16 protein-coding genes are annotated in these 16,576 nt (G+C 59.1%); 5 read left to right on the top strand and 11 right to left on the bottom strand.

Features of this window, described 5'->3' with window-relative positions; translation table 11 throughout:
- Positions 1 to 57: 57 nt before the first annotated feature.
- The 9 genes from aruF to acs form a co-directional block, all read right to left on the bottom strand.
- A complete protein-coding gene (aruF, locus tag POR16_RS07435) occupies positions 58 to 1,089 on the bottom strand; it encodes an arginine/ornithine succinyltransferase subunit alpha (protein WP_005889888.1) in 1,032 nt (343 codons plus the stop codon).
- 133 nt (positions 1,090 to 1,222) lie between these two features.
- Positions 1,223 to 2,440, bottom strand: coding sequence for an aspartate aminotransferase family protein (locus POR16_RS07430; protein ID WP_024670847.1), 1,218 nt, complete (start codon positions 2,438 to 2,440; stop codon positions 1,223 to 1,225).
- Between the two features lie 235 nt (positions 2,441 to 2,675).
- Positions 2,676 to 3,668 (bottom strand): transcriptional regulator ArgR, encoded by a 993-nt coding sequence (gene argR, locus POR16_RS07425; RefSeq protein ID WP_005889885.1) that lies wholly within the window; start codon positions 3,666 to 3,668, stop codon positions 2,676 to 2,678.
- A 136-nt stretch (positions 3,669 to 3,804) separates the two neighbouring features.
- The gene (locus POR16_RS07420) at positions 3,805 to 4,569 is read right to left on the bottom strand and encodes an ABC transporter ATP-binding protein (RefSeq protein ID WP_122381114.1); all 765 of its coding nucleotides are present in this window, start codon (positions 4,567 to 4,569) and stop codon (positions 3,805 to 3,807) included.
- 22 nt (positions 4,570 to 4,591) lie between these two features.
- Entirely contained in the window at positions 4,592 to 5,704 is a 1,113-nt protein-coding gene (locus POR16_RS07415; protein WP_005889882.1) for a succinylglutamate desuccinylase/aspartoacylase family protein, read from the bottom strand.
- Position 5,705: 1 nt separating this feature from the next.
- Complete coding sequence (locus POR16_RS07410; protein WP_005889880.1) at positions 5,706 to 6,404, bottom strand: ABC transporter permease; 699 nt, start codon at positions 6,402 to 6,404, stop codon at positions 5,706 to 5,708.
- The gene (locus tag POR16_RS07405) at positions 6,401 to 7,090 is read right to left on the bottom strand and encodes an ABC transporter permease (protein ID WP_005889878.1); all 690 of its coding nucleotides are present in this window, start codon (positions 7,088 to 7,090) and stop codon (positions 6,401 to 6,403) included. The genes POR16_RS07410 and POR16_RS07405 overlap by 4 nt, the downstream gene beginning before the upstream one ends.
- A gap of 86 nt (positions 7,091 to 7,176) precedes the next feature.
- Positions 7,177 to 7,953, bottom strand: a complete 777-nt coding sequence (locus POR16_RS07400) for an ABC transporter substrate-binding protein (protein WP_005889877.1) — start codon at positions 7,951 to 7,953, stop codon at positions 7,177 to 7,179.
- A gap of 524 nt (positions 7,954 to 8,477) precedes the next feature.
- Positions 8,478 to 10,433: an acetate--CoA ligase gene (gene acs / locus POR16_RS07395; protein ID WP_024670843.1), complete on the bottom strand. Its 1,956-nt coding sequence runs from the start codon at positions 10,431 to 10,433 to the stop codon at positions 8,478 to 8,480.
- A 343-nt stretch (positions 10,434 to 10,776) separates the two neighbouring features.
- On the opposite strand from acs, the gene POR16_RS07390 reads away from it, so the two are divergent.
- On the top strand, positions 10,777 to 11,043 hold the full coding sequence (locus POR16_RS07390; protein WP_024670842.1) for a DUF2790 domain-containing protein: 267 nt from the start codon (positions 10,777 to 10,779) through the stop codon (positions 11,041 to 11,043).
- Between the two features lie 67 nt (positions 11,044 to 11,110).
- Here the strand turns inward: POR16_RS07390 and POR16_RS07385 are convergent, their stop codons facing one another.
- A complete protein-coding gene (locus tag POR16_RS07385) occupies positions 11,111 to 12,700 on the bottom strand; it encodes a sigma-54-dependent phenylalanine hydroxylase transcriptional regulator PhhR (protein WP_024670841.1) in 1,590 nt (529 codons plus the stop codon).
- A gap of 259 nt (positions 12,701 to 12,959) precedes the next feature.
- Here POR16_RS07385 and phhA point away from each other — a divergent pair, with 259 nt between their 5' ends.
- From phhA to POR16_RS07365, 4 genes are all read left to right on the top strand, one after another.
- Positions 12,960 to 13,757 (top strand): phenylalanine 4-monooxygenase, encoded by a 798-nt coding sequence (gene phhA / locus POR16_RS07380; RefSeq protein ID WP_005889864.1) that lies wholly within the window; start codon positions 12,960 to 12,962, stop codon positions 13,755 to 13,757.
- 34 nt (positions 13,758 to 13,791) lie between these two features.
- Positions 13,792 to 14,148 carry a 4a-hydroxytetrahydrobiopterin dehydratase gene (locus tag POR16_RS07375; protein ID WP_005889862.1) on the top strand — a complete coding sequence of 119 codons (357 nt, stop codon included), beginning with the start codon at positions 13,792 to 13,794 and terminating at the stop codon, positions 14,146 to 14,148.
- Between the two features lie 449 nt (positions 14,149 to 14,597).
- Positions 14,598 to 14,777: a hypothetical protein gene (locus POR16_RS07370; RefSeq protein ID WP_005889859.1), complete on the top strand. Its 180-nt coding sequence runs from the start codon at positions 14,598 to 14,600 to the stop codon at positions 14,775 to 14,777.
- Between the two features lie 138 nt (positions 14,778 to 14,915).
- Complete coding sequence (locus POR16_RS07365; RefSeq protein WP_024689772.1) at positions 14,916 to 16,112, top strand: MFS transporter; 1,197 nt, start codon at positions 14,916 to 14,918, stop codon at positions 16,110 to 16,112.
- Between the two features lie 48 nt (positions 16,113 to 16,160).
- On the opposite strand, the gene arfB is transcribed toward POR16_RS07365, so the two are convergent.
- On the bottom strand, positions 16,161 to 16,574 hold the full coding sequence (gene arfB, locus POR16_RS07360) for an alternative ribosome rescue aminoacyl-tRNA hydrolase ArfB (RefSeq protein ID WP_005889854.1): 414 nt from the start codon (positions 16,572 to 16,574) through the stop codon (positions 16,161 to 16,163).
- Between the last annotated feature and the right edge of the window lie 2 nt (positions 16,575 to 16,576).

Genomic DNA, 16,576 nt, shown 5'->3' with positions numbered 1-16,576 from the left:
TCCTCAGCGGCTCATCGAGAGCCTTGAAACTCACTAATCAACAATCGAACGTCTGGCTCAGACAGCCACGATCCGCACACTGGCACCTTCACCGACACCCAGCGCGTCGGCGGCCTGCAGGCTCAGCACCACAGGTCGGCCAGGCGCCCAGTCCAGTTCCAGCAATACCGCGCGGTAATCCTGCAACAGGCCATTGGCAACCAGGTACAGACGACCGCCCTTACCGACGTCGCTGCCTGGCCCGGCCTCGACCTTGACCGGCACCAGACGGCTCTGCGCGATGGAACGGATGCCGGATACCTTGGCATGCAGCGTGGGGCCACCGTCGAAGATGTCGATGTAATGATCGGTTTCAAAGCCTTCGCGCATCAGTATGTCGAAGGTGATCTGTGCCCGCGGATGGACCTGCCCCATCGCTTCCTGCGCAGCATCGGGCAGCAAGGGCACGTAGATTGGGTAATGCGGCATCAGCTCGGCGAGGAAGGTCCGGCTTTTCAGCCCGCACAAACGTTCGGCAGCGGCGTAATTGAGGTCGAAAAAGTTGCGCCCGATCGCATCCCAGAATGGCGAGTCGCCCTGTTCGTCGCTGTAACCGACGATTTCGGTGACCACTGAATCGGCAAAGCGCTCGGGATGACTGGCGACAAACAGCAGACGGCCACGCGAGTTGAGCTCCGACCAAGAGGTGCCCACCAATTCGGGGACGACATAGAAGCTGGTCAGCAGGCTGTTGCCGGTCAGGTCGTGGCACTGCGACAGGACGTGAATCTTGTTATGGATCTTCAGTTCGCGCGAAGCATGCACGAAGGTTTCGTTGCGAAAGCTGTAGAACGGTTCGGAATAGCCTGCCGAGGCGACGATACCGGAACAGCCGACGAGCTTGCCGCTCTCGCTGTCTTCCAGCACGAAGAAGTAGGTTTCCTCGCCATTGAAGCTGACTTCTGCGGCAAACGATGCCTCCGACGAGCCTATCTTGTCGGTCAGACGGCCAGCGTCGTCGGGCAAGGACGTGACACCGATAGGGCTGTCGGCAGCGAGGCGTTGGACCTCGGCCAGATCAGCCATTTGCGCAGGGCGCATTACCAGCATGGTGCCACTCCTTGTAGATCGACCGGTGTCTGCGACCGGCGCTGATAAATGCGCCATGCAGCGTGATGCTGCACAGCGCAGGAAAATGTCCGGTGCCAGCCCGTCGGGCAAGCACCGGAAGACGGCAGTAGAATCAGGACGTCAGCTTGGCAATGGCGCGTTCGAAGCGGTTCAGGCCCTCTTCGATGTCTGCGTCTTCAATCACCAGGCTCGGGGCGAAACGAATCACGTCGGGACCAGCTTGCAGGATCATCAGGTCTTGGGCCTCGGCCGCATTGAAGATGTCCTTGGCCTTGCCTTTCCAGGCATCGGACAGCACACAACCGATCAACAGGCCCAGACCACGCACCTCGGTGAACACGCCGTACTGTTGGCCGATGCTTTCCAGACGGGTCTTGAATTGCTGATGCTTGCGCTTCACGCCAGCCAGCACTTCAGGTGTGTTGATGACGTCGATTACCGCTTCGCCTACAGCGCACGCCAGCGGGTTGCCGCCATAGGTGGTGCCGTGAACGCCTACCGCAAAGTGCTTCGCCAGCTTTTCAGTGGTCAGCATGGCTGCCAACGGGAAGCCGCCGCCGATGCTTTTGGCGCTGGAAAGGATGTCCGGGGTCACGCCGTAATGCATGTAGGCGAACAGATGACCGCTCCGGCCCATGCCGCTTTGCACTTCGTCGAAGACCAGCAGTGCGTTGTGCTCGTCACACAGTTTGCGCGCGCCTTGCAGGTATTCCAGCTGACCCGGCAAAACGCCGCCTTCGCCCTGAATCGGCTCCAGCACTACAGCGCAGGTCTTGTCAGTCACGGCTGCTTTCAAGGCTTCGAGATCGTTGTAAGGCACATGGCTGATACCGGTGATCTTCGGCCCGAAACCGTCGGAGTACTTTGGCTGCCCGCCCACGCTGACGGTGAACAGGGTGCGGCCATGAAAACTGTTCACCGCCGCGATGATTTCGTACTTGTCAGGGCCGTGCAGGTCATGCGCCACGCGGCGCGCCAGCTTGAAGGCTGCTTCGTTGGCTTCGGCACCCGAGTTGCAAAAGAACACGCGCTCGGCGAAGGTCGCATCCACCAGCTTTTTGGCCAGACGCAGCGTCGGCTCGTTGGTGAACACATTGGACACATGCCAGAGGTTATTGGCCTGCTCGGTCAAGGCACCGACCAGCGCCGGATGGCAGTGGCCCAATACGTTGACGGCGATCCCGCCCGAAAAATCCACCAGTTCGCGCCCCGCCTGATCCCAGACCCGGGAGCCCGCACCGCGCACAGGAATGAACCCGGCCGGGGCGTAGTTGGGGACCATTACCTGGTCGAAATCGGCGCGTTGCACCGCAGCATGCTCAACGGACATCGGAGTCTCCTGATGAGGAACGCCTGCCTGAAACTGGCGAGCGATGGGAAGATTGTAAGGACTGAATTCTGTTCGGCCTTGCCGCCAGGCGACAACTTGTTACAGCGCAAAACCGGGTTTTTTCAAGGTTTTCGGCAATGCGACATATTGCGTCACAAAGACGCAGTTTAAACAGATTGAGCATGAGTGTCTGGACCTGAGCTGTCGGTACAGCACTTCTGCTGCGACAACAGGATCAGCCGCGCTCGGCAGGCACCGGCGAAAGCTCGAACGGGCTGCTGCTGCGGCGCTGATTGCGATCTTCACGCGGCGTGGCGCCAAAGAAATTGCGATAGGCACTGGAGAAGTGCGGCCCCGATGAAAACCCGCAGGAGAGGCCGATCTGAATGATCGACTTGCTGGTCTGCATCAGCATCTGGCGCGCCTTGTTCAGGCGCAGTTCCAGGTAGTACTGGCTGGGCACGCGATTGAGGTATTGCTTGAAGATGCGCTCCAGCTGGCGGCGCGACACGCACACGTGCTGGGCGATTTCATCAGTGGTCAACGGCTCTTCGATATTGGCTTCCATCAACAGCACCGCCTGGGTCAGCTTCGGATGACTGGAGCCCAGACGGTTCTGCAATGGAATGCGCTGCCGCTCGCCACCTTCGCGAATGCGTTCGACCACTAGTTCTTCGGACACCGCCCCAGCCAGTTCGGCGCCATGATCGCGGGACAGCACCGCCAGCAGCAGGTCGAGCACCGACATGCCGCCGCAGGCGGTGAGACGATCGCGGTCCCAGTCGAACAGATGGCTGGTGGCGATGACCTTCGGAAAACGCTCGGCAAAATCATCCTGCCAGCGCCAGTGGACCGCAGCGCGATAGCCGTCCAGCAGACCCAATTGAGCAAGCGGATAAACCCCTGCCGACAGCCCGCCGATCGAACAGCCGGCACGTACCAGTTGCTTGAGTGCGCTGCTCAGCGCCGGCGCCACGGCTGCAGGCGGCTCATCAGCCAGCAGAAACAGCTTGTGCAAACCTTCCAGCTGCCCGGCCCACGGCTCACCCGGCAACTGCCACCCACCAGTGACGGGAGCAGCGTCGGCAGCCTCGGCCTGCAGAAACGACAATTCGTAGACCACTTCAGGATGTACGCGTTGAGCAACGCGCAGGGCTTCCTCGGCAAGCGCCAGGGTCAGGGCTTTGGTGCCAGGCCAGACGAGGAAACCGATTCGATGGGCAGTCATTGGGAGATCCGATACGTATTGCCGCAAAAGCCGGGCCTGTGGAGAAAGGCTCGATCTGGAACATCCAGGTCACGTCGCGCGTCGCGCAGCATGACCTGTTCTGCCATAAAAAGGCACCGCCAGGCGATGCCGATCGTCACTTGAGGCTGCCGGACAGAAACTGTTGCAGGCGCTCGGTCTGCGGATTGGCCAGCACTTCACGCGGGTTGCCGCGCTCCAGTACGACGCCCTGGTGCAGGAAAACCAGTTGATTGGAGACTTCACGGGCAAAGCCCATTTCATGAGTGACCACCACCATGGTCCGGCCTTCCTGAGCCAGGCCCTGCATGACCTTGAGCACGTCGCCGACCAGCTCAGGGTCGAGCGCCGAAGTCGGTTCGTCAAACAGCATGACTTCGGGTTCCATCGCCAATGCACGAGCGATCGCCACCCGCTGCTGCTCGCCGCCGGACATGTGTCCAGGGTATGCATCCTTGCGATGGGAAATCCCGACCTTGGCCAGGTAATGCTCGGCTTTTTCCAGCGCTTCCTTTTTCGACACGCCCAGAACGTGAACCGGCGCCTCGATGATGTTCTGCAAAGCCGTCATGTGCGACCACAGGTTGAAATGCTGAAACACCATCGACAGCCGCGAGCGCATGCGCTGCAGTTGCCTGGCATCCGCAGCCTTCAGGCCGCCCTCTTTGTTCGGCACCAGCTTCAACTCTTCGTTGTTGAGCAGGATCTTGCCGGCATGGGGCTGTTCGAGCAGGTTGATGCAGCGCAGGAAGGTACTTTTCCCGGAGCCGCTGGAGCCGATGATGCTGATCACATCGCCAGCCTTGGCGGTCAGGGAAATACCCTTGATCACTTCGTGACTGCCATAGCGCTTGTGCAGATCCTGCACTTCCAGTTTGTTCATGCTTTCGGTTCCCACAGAACGGTCAATCACTGAGCAGACGTCCATGACGCAGCGCGGTACGCCCCGCCACTTTGGCCAGCCAGAAACCGGGTTGAGCGTAGCGAAGCCGCTCGATGGCGAACAACACCCCGGCAGTATTCGCACAAAGGGTACTGACCTGATCGGACAGAGGGTCGATGACTTCAAAGAGCGGGTCGCCAACTTCGACCCTGTCACCCGCCACGCGCAGGAACGTCACCACGCCAGGGTGCGGCGCGTAGAGCAGTTCGGTGCCTTCGAACGGCATGCCTTCACAGGCTTCATGGGCGGGCTGCGGCCAGTCGCCGCCAATGAAGCCTTGCTCGGCCAGAAACGCCAGAATGCCTTCAGCATGCGCTTCGGCCTGAGGCTTGCCGGTATCGGCCTGACCGCCCAGCTCAATGGTGGTGGACAGACACGCCAGCGGGATTTGTGCTTGTGGGAAAATACGCGAAAGGCGCAGCCACGGCAGCGAACAGGCTTCATCGAACGAGCTGCCGCCGGAGTCCTCGGCCAGCAGCGCCACTTGAATATTCAAGTGCGCCGACAGTGAACGCCATTGCGGCCAGTGCTGCGGCAAGGCGTACATGTGCAGCGCGGCGTCGGCGTCACAGTGCAGGTCGAGCACTACATCGGCAATGCAGGCGTGCTTGAGCAGGATGCGTTGCATGCCCTGCAACTCGGATTGCGCAGCGGGCAGGCCCTCCAGCGCAGTGGTCATCGCCTGACGAATCAACTGGGTGTTGGCGCGCGGGTCATCGCCCAACTGGCCTTCCAGCAACTCGGCGACCGGATCGCTCAGTTCTGTGAAGTCACGGTTGAAATTCTTGCCGCTGCCGAACTCGAAACGGCCTTGGTGCGCGCCTTGCAGCAATTGCCCCAGACCCAGCGGGTTGGCGACCGGCACCAGTTCGACGACACCCTTGAGAAGACCTTGCCGCTCCAGCTCGGTGAGACGCTTTTTCAGCTCCCAGGCGGTGCGCATCCCGGGCAGCTCATCGGCGTGCAGGCTGGCCTGAATATACGCTTTGCGCTCGCCCGTACCGAAGCGGAAGACGCTGAGCGTACGCTCGGTGCCGAGGGTGCTCCACGGCAATACATGATCGATTCTTTGCATTTCAGACCTTCCGTGGGGCGAGGTAGCCCAGCCAGCGGCGTTCGGCGATCTTGAACAGCCGCACCAGAATGAATGTCAGGCACAGATAGAAGACGCCTGCGGTGATGTAAGCCTCGAAAGGCAGGTAGAACTGGGCGTTGACCGTGCGCGCCGCGCCGGTGATGTCGATCAGGGTCACGATGGACGCCAGACTGGTGGTCTGCAGCATCATGATCACCTCGTTGCTGTACTGCGGCAGGGCCCTGCGCAAGGCTGACGGCAGCAAAATGCGACGGTACATTTTGGCCTTGGACATGCCCATCGCTCGCGCGGCCTCGATCTCGCCGGCTGGCGTAGCCTTAAGGCTTCCGGCAATTATCTCGGCGGTATAAGCGCTGGTGTTGATCGCAAACGCCAGGCATGCGCAGAACGTTGCGCTGGACAGCCACGGCCACAGGAAGCTTTCGCGCACCGCGTCGAACTGGGCCAGCCCGTAGTAGATCAGGAACAACTGAACCAGCATCGGTGTGCCACGAATCACGTAGGTGTACAGCCAGGCCGGCAGGTTTACCCACGGGTTTTTCGAGACCCGCATCAAGCCCAGCGGCAACGCTGCAAGCAGCCCGAAGCCGAGAGAGATAGCCAGCAGTTTGAGGGTCGTCAGCAGGCCGTCAAAGTACAGCGGCAGGTTTTCCCAGATCATGTTGTAGTCGAAGATCATAGGTCAGCCGCCTTGACGCCTACCGAGTAGCGTTTTTCCAGATAACGCAGCGCGAGCAGCGAAACACTGGTAATGACCAGATACATCGCTGCAACCGCCAGAAAGAAGGTGAACGGCTCGCGGGTGGCATCGGCCGCCTGCTTGGCCTTGAACATCATGTCTTGCAGACCGACCACGGAGATCAGCGCGGTGGCCTTGGTCAGCACCAGCCAGTTATTGGTGAAACCGGGTATCGCCAGACGAATCATCTGCGGCACCAGAATGCGGAAAAATACCTTGCCACTGCTCAGGCCATACGCCATACCCGCTTCGGCCTGACCTTTGGGAATCGCCATGAACGCCCCGCGGAAGGTTTCCGAGAGGTAGGCCCCGAAGATGAACCCCAACGTGCAGATACCGGCCAGCAAGGGATCGAGATCGATGTAGTCGTCGAAACCCAGCAGCGGCGCGACGCGATTGAGCAGGTCCTGGCCGCCATAAAAGATCAGCAGGATCAGTACCAGATCGGGAATGCCACGAATGACCGTGCTGTACAGATCGCCCAGCCAGGCGATCCAGCGCACCGGAGAAAGACGCAGTGCCACGCCGATCAGACCGAGAACGATCGCCAGAGCCATCGACGACAGGGCCAGCTGCAACGTCAGCCAGGCGCCTTCGAGGATGACAGCTCCGTAACCTTTCAACATGATGTGAGGTCCTCAAGCGTGGAATGAAAATGGCGCAAACCAGGCAACCCTGTCTGCGCCATCTTGCTCATCGACTGTGTAACGACTTATTTGCCGTAGATATCGAAGTCGAAGTACTTGTCCTGGATTGCCTTGTACTTGCCATTGGCGCGAATCGCGGCGATGGCAGCGTTGAGGCGGTCGAGGTTGGCCTTGTCACCCTTGCGCACGGCAATGCCGATGCCGTCACCGAAGTATTTCGGGTCGGTGAACGATGGGCCGGTGAACGCATAGCCCTTGCCGGAATCGGTTTTCAGGAAGCCGTCCTGCAGCAGCGTCGCGTCAGCGATGGTGCCGTCCAGACGACCCGCGCCGATGTCCAGGTAAATTTCGTTCTGCGAACCGTATGGGGTAACGATCACACCTGCCGGGGCCAGGACTTCACGGGCAAAACGCTCGTGGATCGAACCGCGCTGCACGCCGATCTTCTTGCCCTTGAGCTCGGCCAGGCTGTCGCTGACCTTGGTGCCTTCCTTCATCACCAGACGCGCTGGAGAGTTGTAGTACTTGCCGGTGAAATCAACGGATTTCTTGCGGTCGTCGGTGATGGACATTGACGACAGGATCGCGTCGATCTTGCGTACTTTCAGTGCCGGGATAAGGCCGTCGAATTCCTGCTCGACCCATGTGCACTTGACCTTCATTTCTTCGCACAGCGCGTTGCCGATGTCGTAGTCGAAACCGACGATGCTGCCATCCGGCGCCTTGGAAGCGAACGGAGGATAAGCTGCTTCGATACCGATTTTCAGCGGTTTTTCGTCAGCGAAGATCGGCTGGGCGAGGACGGACAGCGCCATCGCGCCAATAAGCATGAGCTTTTTCATTTCCAGGACTCCATCGGTAAAGCACGACAAGTGGCAAAGTGAGCAAACGCCCAATGTGCGAAAGGACAATCTCGGGGAGAGCGACGTCAAGCGCGTGACACCGCTTTGGCGGCTCACAGACCTTTGGCGAACAAGGGGCATTTTAACGACAGGCTCGAAGTCGATATTTCTTCAATGCGACAACTAGTTACAGAAGCACATGAAAAGCCCCTCTACGCTATTGACGGAGCAGTTTTCTACTGATCCAGCAGAGCAGGTTCAACCTGTCAACGCAGCAAAAAGCGCGCCCATTATTGGCAAAGCCTTTGAATCCGGCAAGCCCAGCGTTCCACATGCTGAATTTAAAGCCCTTGTACGTCGTTCTTTCCTACAAACACGCCGGAGACTGTCCTATAACGAAGCGCCTCCCACAAACGCTGTGTAAACCTGTAACAACCCGATATATATCCCGTTTGCGCTTCAAGGCGCAGAAACACAAGCGCCCCGCCCGGCTTTCACCGGACGGGGCGCTCTACACTTAACGATCAGGCTGCGTTCATGGTCTTGTGCGTATCGATCAGGTGCTGCACGACGCCTGGATCAGCCAGGGTAGAGATGTCGCCCAACGCATCGTATTCGGCGGTAGCGATCTTGCGCAGGATACGGCGCATGATCTTGCCCGAGCGGGTCTTCGGCAGGCCGGGCGCCCACTGAATGAAGTCCGGCGAGGCAATCGGGCCGATTTCCTTGCGCACCCAGTTGCGCAATTCGGTGCGCAGCGCATCGCTGGGTTCTTCGCCGGCGTTGAGGGTGACATAGACGTAGATGCCCTGCCCTTTCAGATCATGCGGCACGCCAACCACTGCCGCTTCGGCGACCTTGGGATGCGCAACCATCGCGCTTTCGATCTCGGCCGTACCCATGCGGTGCCCGGAAACGTTGAGCACATCGTCCACGCGTCCGGTGATCCAGAAATAACCATCCTCGTCACGACGCGCGCCGTCACCGGTGAAGTACATACCCCGGAACGTCTTGAAGTAGGTGTCGACGAAACGGTCGTGGTCGCCATACAGCGTGCGCGACTGACCCGGCCAGGAGTCGAGAATCACCAGGTTGCCCTCGGCAGCGCCTTCGATCAGGTTGCCCAGGTTATCTACCAGCGCAGGGATCACGCCAAAGAACGGCCGAGTGGCAGAGCCTGGCTTCAAGGCCGTTGCGCCCGGCAACGGGCTGATCAGAATACCGCCGGTCTCGGTCTGCCACCAAGTGTCGACAATCGGGCAATTCTGCTTGCCGACGGTGTTGTAATACCAGCCCCAGGCCTCCGGATTGATCGGCTCGCCGACCGAACCCAGCAGGCGCAGACTGGACCCGTCGGCGCCTTCGACCGACTTGGTGCCTTCAGCCATCATGGCGCGAATCGCAGTCGGGGCAGTGTAGAGAATATTGACTTTGTGCTTGTCGATGATCTTCGACACACGGGTGATGTCCGGATAGTTCGGCACGCCTTCAAACAGCAAGGTGGTCGCGCCATTGGCCAACGGGCCATACACGATGTAACTGTGCCCGGTGACCCAGCCGACGTCCGCAGTGCACCAGTAGACTTCTCCCGGCTTGTAATCGAACACGCGCTCGTGGGTCAGCGCTGCATAAAGCAGGTAGCCCGCCGTGGTGTGCAACACTCCTTTGGGTTTGCCGGTCGAGCCGGAGGTGTAAAGGATGAACAGCGATTCCTCGGCACCCATCTCTTTGGGCGCGCAGGTGCTGGATGCCACTTCGAGCAGGGCGTGATACCAGATGTCCCGATGACGGTTCCACTCGATTTCACCGCCGGTGCGCTTGCAGACAATGACCTTCTGCACGCTGCTGGTTTCCGGGTTGGTCAGCGCGCGGTCGACGTTGGCCTTGAGCGCGGTCTTCTTGCCACCCCGCAGGCCTTCGTCTGCGGTAATGACGACCTTGGAGCTGCAATCGATGATGCGGCCGGCCAGCGCTTCGGGTGAGAAACCGCCGAACACGACCGAGTGAATGGCACCGATCCGGGCGCACGCCAGCATGGCGACCACAGCCTCGGGGATCATTGGCATGTAAATGGTGACGACATCGCCACGGTGCACGTCCTGACCACGCAGGGCGTTGGCGAACTTGCAGACTTCTTCGTGCAATTCGCGGTAGGTGATTTCACGATGTTCCGAGGGGTCATCACCTTCCCAGATGATTGCGATGCTGTCGCCGCGCTCTGCCAAGTGGCGGTCCAGACAGTTGTAGGCAACGTTCAAGGTGCCATCGGCGAACCATTTGATGTCGACACGGTGATCGTCGAATGAGGTCTGTTTGACCACGGTGAACGGTTTGATCCAGTCGAGCCGCTGCGCCTGTTCACGCCAGAAACCATCCGGGTTGACCACCGACTGCTGGTACATGGCCTTGTAGGTCGCTTCATCCGTCAGCGTAGTCGCTGCGACTTCTGGGCGGACGGGGTACAGGGAAGCTGCACTCATCTTGGTTACCTCGGTGGATAGTTGTTGTTTTATGCACCCGTTGTATCCCGCTACACCCCGAGGAGCCATTCGACGTTGGTATTACCGGCGGGGCCGGGGTTTCAGCGGCAGGTGCGATTGCCGGAAGCGTCATCCGGATTATTACCGTTTTGATGAAAGCGCTTATCCAAAGCCTTTATATATGTGGTTTCGCATCAGGCATAGAATTCATCCCGCCAGCAAGGCAAACATCAGCTGCCCCCACGCAGCGTTGTTCCTGATCAAAAAACGCATCACTCACAGCCCGCACATGACGCCAAAAACGTGATGCGGCGGCGCTCACCCTCAAAAAGGTAAAAACGCAATGAAAGCTTCACTAATGGTATTGGCGCTGTGCAGCATCAGCAGCTTGGCCATGGCAGAAGAATCGCAGGCCAAAGTGGCTGCTCAACAAGCCCGTGTCGAACAATATACCTACGGCACTCACCTGGATATCGCCAAGGTCATCTCGATCAGTCAGACCCCCAACGTCTGCGAAGTGGTACCGGCGCGCATGGTCTATGAAGACTCGCAAGGTACGCGGCATGTCATGGGCTATCAGGTGATGGGTAACGGTTGCAGCAACGGTTGATCTTGCGTACCGCTGTGACGCTCGCACGGCGCCTCGCAGAAACCTGTGGCGAGGCGCGTGTCGTACCTTACTGATCCGGCGCGTACAGGTCTTTTTCCTTGCCTGTTTGCTTGCCTATCTGGTGGTCGCGCAACTTGTTGGCGATGGTTGTGTGTGACACACCCAGGCGTTTGGCCAACTGACGACTGCTGGGGTGCTGTGCGTATAACTGCTCCAGTACCGAGCGCTCGAAACGTCCGATAATTGCCTCCAGGCCGCCCTCAAGTGCGCCCTCGGCCAGACCCTGCCCTCCGGCGTAATCCGGCAGACGAATATGCTCGGCCTGCACATGGTTGCCCTCGCACAGCGATACCGCTTGAAACAATACGTTTTCCAGTTGCCGGACGTTGCCCGGCCAATGGTAGTTGCTCAGACGCTTGATAGCCGCAGGCGATATGCCAGGCAGCGGGCAGCCGATCTGGCGGCTGGCGTGATCAAGAAAATGCTCCACCAGTGGCTTGAGCCCGTCCAGACAGTCGCGTAGCGGCGGAATGTGCAACGACAACACGTTCAGGCGGTGATACAGGTCCTGCCGAAATAGCCCGGCGGCGCAGAGTGCTGACAGATCGACCTGGGTCGAACACATGACTCGCACATCGAGAAACATGTCTTCATCACTACCGACCCGACGAAAGCTACCGTCCTGAATAAAGCGCAACAACTTGGCCTGCATGCGCGCGCTCAGCTCACCGACACCATCCAGAAACAGCGTTCCGCCTGCCGTCAGTTCCAGCAGCCCGAGCCGGCCCTCGGCCCGTGCGCCCTCAAATGCACCGGGGTCGTAACCGAACAGTTCGATTTCAGCCATCGACTCTGACAAACCGGCACAGTTGAGCGCCATCAACGGCGACTGGCCGCGCGGGCTGGCGAGGTGACAGGCGCGGGCCAGCAATTCCTTGCCAGTGCCGGTCTCGCCTTCGATCAACAACGGGGCGTCAAGGGGCGCCATGCGCCTTGCTTCGCGAACGACTGCAGCCATGATCCGCGAGCTCTGAAAGATGCTGTCGAACCCTCTCAACTCCTGCTTGCGCACATGATAAATGCGCTCGCCGACCCGATCGGCGCGATGCAATGTCAGCACCGCGCCAGCCATGGCCTCGCTGTCATCGTGTTCCGATTGCAACGGCGCGATATCTGCCAGGAATACATCGCCGCGCACTTTGACACGCAAACCATTGATACGCGACTGGCTGGCCCGCACCAGCTCAGGCAGGTCGAAATCCTCGGCATAGCGCGACAACGGGATGCCCGGCACTTCATCGACACGCACGCCCAGCAACTGGGCGGCGGCGCGATTGGCGGCGACAATGGCGCCAGACATGTCAATGGACAGCACCGGGAACTCCAGCGCGCCCAGCAACGCATTCAGCTCCATGTGCCGCCGCTCGCTGGGCATCAACCCGACACGCTTGACGCCGAACACACCGGTGATCGCCTCGAACTTCGGGCGCAGCGCCTGGAACTGCAGGTTGATCAGGTTCGGGCAGTGCAAATAGATCGCGTCACCATGCTCGCCGCCGACCTCGCCACGCGCCACGTTCACGCCATAGGCAACCAGCAAATCGAGAATATCGCGAAGAATGCCGATGCGGTTCTGGCAATGCACCTTGATGCGCATGAGTGATGTATTCCTGTCAGCGTCGATATTTTTATCGGAAGGCGAACTTGCTCGTAAATAATACGTTACAGCCAGAGACTAATACGACCAGCAAGAACTGCAATCTATGATGCAACCGCGCCTTTCGTAAAGTTTTCGTTACGAAGTGACTGGCAACCCGATCAGATTGCATGCGCCAGGTCGCTGACTTCCCTTCGCAGCCGGAGTATTCCTGCAATCAGAGACTTCACAATAACAACAGCCTTTCAAGGGGATCAGCATGACCCAGACGCACTACGTTGCCCGCGAACCGGATGCTTCGGATTTCATCGAGTATCCGGCATCCGAACATGCGGTCTGGAACACCCTGATTACCCGGCAACTGAAGATTATAGAAGGCCGCGCTTGCCAGGAATATCTGGACGGTATCGAGCAGTTGGGCCTTCCTGACGACCGTATCCCGCAGCTTGGCGAGATCAACAAGGTGCTCGGTGAGACCACTGGCTGGCAGGTTGAACGTGTGCCTGCGCTGATCCCCTTCCAGACCTTTTTCGAATTGCTGGCCAGCAAGCGGTTTCCGGTAGCGACGTTTATTCGCAGCGAAGAAGAACTGGACTACCTGCAGGAGCCAGACATCTTTCACGAGATATTCGGCCACTGCCCGCTGCTGACTAACCCGTGGTTTGCCGAATTTACCCACACTTACGGCAAACTGGGCCTGAGTGCCAGCAAGGAACAACGCGTGTACCTGGCGAGGCTGTACTGGATGACCATCGAGTTTGGCCTGGTCGATACGCCGCAAGGCCGGCGCATCTATGGCGGAGGAATTCTCTCCTCTCCGAAGGAAGCGGTTTACAGCGTGTCGTCGGCCCCGGAGCATCAGCCTTTCGACGCACTTGAAGCGATGCGCACCCCCTATCGGATTGATATTCTGCAGCCACTGTACTTTGTCTTGCCGAACCTCAAACGTCTGTTCGATCTGGCTCAGGAAGACATCATGGCGCTGGTCGCGCACGGTATGCAGCTAGGCTTGCACGCCCCAAAATTCCCGCCTAAACCCAAAAGCAACGCTGCCTGACTTGCAGCCAGACCTTTGAAAAGGAAACCTGTTTATGACCACCCTGAATCAAGCCCACTGCGAAGCCTGCCGCGCCGACGCTCCGCAGGTCAGTGAAGCCGAATTGCCGGAATTGCTCAGGCAGATCCCTGACTGGAATATCGAAGTTCGCGACAGCGTGATGCAGCTGGAAAAGGTCTTCCTGTTCAAGAATTTCAAATTCGCATTGGCGTTCACCAACGCTGTCGGTGAGATCGCCGAGGCTGAAGGCCATCATCCTGGATTGTTGACGGAGTGGGGCAAAGTCACCGTGACCTGGTGGAGCCACTCGATCAAAGGGCTGCACCGCAACGATTTCATCATGGCCGCGCGCACCGACGAAGTCGCTGAAAGTGCACAAGGTCGCAAATAAAAATCGAGCGATAGATCTGGCGTTGCCAATAGCGCCGCGCCCCGTAAAACGGCGCAGTGCGACGCTTGCGGGGCAGAAACCGGGACAGTAAAAAAGCGATTTTGTTTCGCAGAGCGGCCAATGAGGGTAAAAAAATATCCTGATTGTCATTTTCAGTGGGTTATCCTGCGCATGCTTTTTTAAAGCACGGTTCTATCTGCAACCCCTTGCGAGGAGCGATGACAATGCATGAAATCCCGAACTTCCCACCAGGCCAACAGGAACCACAGCAGTCGACTCTTGCTCAACAAGAGCTTGGTCAACCTGCAGCGATGAAAGCAGCACCCTCGGCTCAAGACAGCCAGAAAGCCGGAAGCAAAGACTGAAGGCGATTGTTTTCAGGCGTATCGAAAAAGGTTTTGCCGATTTTCAATACGCCTGAAAAACCAGCAACAGGCAGACACCGATTCATGAATGATTTCACTGAAACCCAAGCCAGCGCATTGATCGGCACCGCCGAGAAGATGATCGAGGTATGGTCCAGGCTCAGCCCAGAAAAACAGAGCGCCCTGCTCGCCCGCTTCGGCACCCAGGAAAACGCGTTGGCCGCCCTTGTGACCACGCAACTCGTCGCACCAGCGAACAAATAACCCTTCTTTTGCCGTTTATTTAAAACTGTTGCACCTGCATTACCCGATGCGTCGGTATGATGAGCACTTCGAGAGCTTGCTAAGGGTTTTCCCCTGCCCGCTCGAACGTCACGCCCGCACAGAATGAAAGCCTGCCCCATGCCCGACACACAGCAAACCCCGCAAAGCCCGATGGCCGTCACCCTGACTGTTGTCTCCATAGTGATGTTCACCTTCATCGGCTACCTGAACATCGGCATCCCCCTTGCCGTCCTGCCTGGCTATGTCCACAGCGATCTGGGCTTCGGGGCGGTGATCGCAGGGCTGGTCATCAGCGTGCAGTACCTGGCAACCTTGGTCAGCCGGCCCTGGTCGAGTCGCATCGTCGATAATCTGGGCAGCAAGAAAGCGGTGCAGATAGGCCTGACGGGTTGTGGCTTGAGCGGCGTGTTCATGCTGGTGCCAGTCTGGCTGGACGACTGGCCGATGACGAGCCTGGTGATTCTGCTGATTGGCCGGGTAATCCTCGGTAGCGCGGAAAGCCTGGTGGGCTCCGGCTCGATTGGCTGGGGTATCGGCCGGGTCGGCGCGCAGAACACTGCCAAGGTGATTTCCTGGAACGGTATCGCCAGCTATGGCGCACTGGCCGTTGGCGCGCCACTGGGTGTGTGGATGGTCGACTCGCTCGGGCTGTGGACAGTCGGCGTGAGCATCATGCTGCTGTGCTCGCTGGGGCTTTACCTGACCTGGCACAAGCAGGCCGCGCCGATCGTGCAAGGCGAACGACTGCCGTTCATGCATGTACTGGGACGGGTGTTCCCGCACGGCATGGGCCTTGCGCTGGGCGGCATTGGCTTCGGCACCATCGCAACGTTCATTACCTTGTATTACGCCAGCAACCATTGGCCGAATGCAGCACTGTGCCTGACGGTGTTCGGCGGCAGCTTCATCGCGGCACGCTTGCTGTTTGGCAGCCTGATCAACCGTCTGGGCGGCTTTCGGGTGGCCATCGTTTGCCTGTCAGTGGAAAGCCTGGGGTTGTTGCTGCTGTGGATAGCGCCAACGCCGGAGCTGGCGCTGGCAGGTGCAGCTCTGACCGGCTTCGGCTTCTCGCTGGTGTTCCCGGCGCTGGGCGTGGAGGCGGTCAATCTGGTTCCGGCCTCAAGCCGGGGTGCCGCAGTGGGCGCGTACTCGCTGTTCATCGACCTGTCACTGGGCATCACCGGCCCTCTGGCAGGCGCAATTGCTGCCGGGTTCGGCTTCGTTTCGATCTTTCTGTTCGCGGCGCTGGCGTCACTCGCCGGGCTGGGGTTGAGCATTTACATGTACAAGCAGGCTCAGGCGTTGCACCAGTAATGATCTCATCTATCGTGCGACGCACCGCGTCCGGTATTGAAGGACCACTCAGAAATCCACTTTCCCGCGCCCTGCTTTGATCGAGCCGCGCTTGCTCTTGGACTCGAGCCTGCGGGTCTTGGAGCCCAGAGTCGGTCGGGTCGGGCGGCGTTTCTTTTCGACCTTGGCGGCGTTTACTATCAGCTCGCTCAAGCGCAGCAACGCGTCGGCACGGTTCTGCTCTTGCGTTCGGTACTGCTGGGCCTTGATTACAATCACCCCGTCACTGGTGATCCGACTGTCGCTAAGCGCCAGCAACCGTTCCTTGTAGAACGGCGGCAGCGATGAAGCGTTGATGTCGAAACGTAAGTGCATGGCGCTGGAAACCTTGTTGACGTTCTGCCCACCCGCACCCTGGGCACGAATGGCAGTCAGCTCGATCTCGGCGTCCGGCAGATGGACATTGTTGGAAATCACCAGCATCA

The sequence above is a fragment of the Pseudomonas coronafaciens pv. oryzae str. 1_6 genome (assembly GCF_000156995.2).
GTDB classification, from domain to species: domain Bacteria; phylum Pseudomonadota; class Gammaproteobacteria; order Pseudomonadales; family Pseudomonadaceae; genus Aquipseudomonas; species Aquipseudomonas tremae.
Note: the sequence above shows the minus strand (reverse complement) of the source record. Positions and strands in the feature narration are given on the sequence as shown.